Source organism: Paraburkholderia sp. NPDC080076 (assembly GCF_050281145.1).
In the GTDB taxonomy this organism is placed as follows: Bacteria; Pseudomonadota; Gammaproteobacteria; order Burkholderiales; family Burkholderiaceae; genus Paraburkholderia.
Genome location: NZ_JBNNWQ010000030.1, coordinates 1 through 1,210, shown reverse-complemented (window position 1 = coordinate 1,210; position 1,210 = coordinate 1). Strand labels below are relative to the sequence as shown.

At 59.5% G+C, this 1,210-nt stretch carries 1 protein-coding gene; it reads left to right on the top strand.

Features of this window, described 5'->3' with window-relative positions; genetic code table 11:
* Positions 1 to 333: 333 nt before the first annotated feature.
* A complete protein-coding gene (locus ACQKRQ_RS41390; RefSeq protein ID WP_427483532.1) occupies positions 334 to 540 on the top strand; it encodes a hypothetical protein in 207 nt (68 codons plus the stop codon).
* The last annotated feature ends 670 nt before the right edge of the window (positions 541 to 1,210 follow it).

Here is a 1,210-nt window from a genome sequence, read left to right as displayed (position 1 = left end):
TGCAGCGCAAACCGTAGCGCGCCTCGCCCAAGCGTCGCACAGTCACAGCAACGGCACGCGTCACCCACGCGTGCCGTTTGCTTTTGTTGCCGGCGGAGCGGCGTGAGCCGACATTCCGCACGCGATTGGTCGGGCCTCGACGAACAGTCCCGTCGATTCTTGCGCTCACTGAACGTCATGCTCGGCGAACGCATGACGTCTATCGCTTGCTGGCCTTGTGTGGCCGCCTCGCATTCGGTTTCCTCGCTCATCGCGCACAAATTGGCATAACCCTTGCAGAACGAAGGCTGAGCACCGCATCGTGCTCGCCTATCCACCTTCAGGAGTAACGCCATGAAATCCACGCTCATCATCAAAGACCTACCGCGCTCCGCGGATCACGTACACGACGAAATGACGCTCACCGCCGGGCAGATGAAGGCGCTGCGCGGCGGCCGTTCCGTCGTCGTCACAGTCGACCGTGGCCCGCTCGGTCACGTCGACGATTTTGAAATCAACACCGCCATTTTCGAAGGACGCATTGGCGGAACCTACTTATAGGACGCGCGAGATGTCCGCAATTAGAAACAGGCCTCCTTCACGTCTTCGCTGTTGGAGGGGGCCTGTTCATTGACGTGTTGAATGTCCCACGTCTCGTGTTCTTATCGATGCATGCCTCCTGCCAGGCAACCCGTTTCAAGCGGCGTCGGCTTGACGCTCACACTTCGACGCCACGACGTTGAACGACACCTCTTCGGCCACTGCTTCGTCCAGGCCAATCAATCCATCAAATTCCTCGCGCGAAGTCATCGAGTCTGCAACGGCATCGGGCGACCGTTGAAGCGATCCGCGTCTACGACGGCATAACAGCCGACCGCGCGGTGCCGCGAATCTCACGCGCTTTCTTCGATTCCAGATTGACACCTTGCGCATCCTCTCGAAGTCTGAACGCCACCGGTCAGGGCGGGTCCGTTCGCCACTGCCCATGTCGTGCGACATCCAACAGCATGCGGTGGTCTGTCGGGCATATGCCGTCAGTCGTTCATCGCTTCCACGCGGCTGTTCGCTACCGCGACCCCGGCACTGCAACGCGAAACCCTTGTGCAGCAGGCCTCCACCAGCTTTCTTAGGAACCGTGAATATAACTGGCACAGCCCGTGCATTAGTGATACCCGAGCAGACAAGTTGCTCGCACCCAACCGCAAGACCCTGACCTTTACCTTCTGGAGAC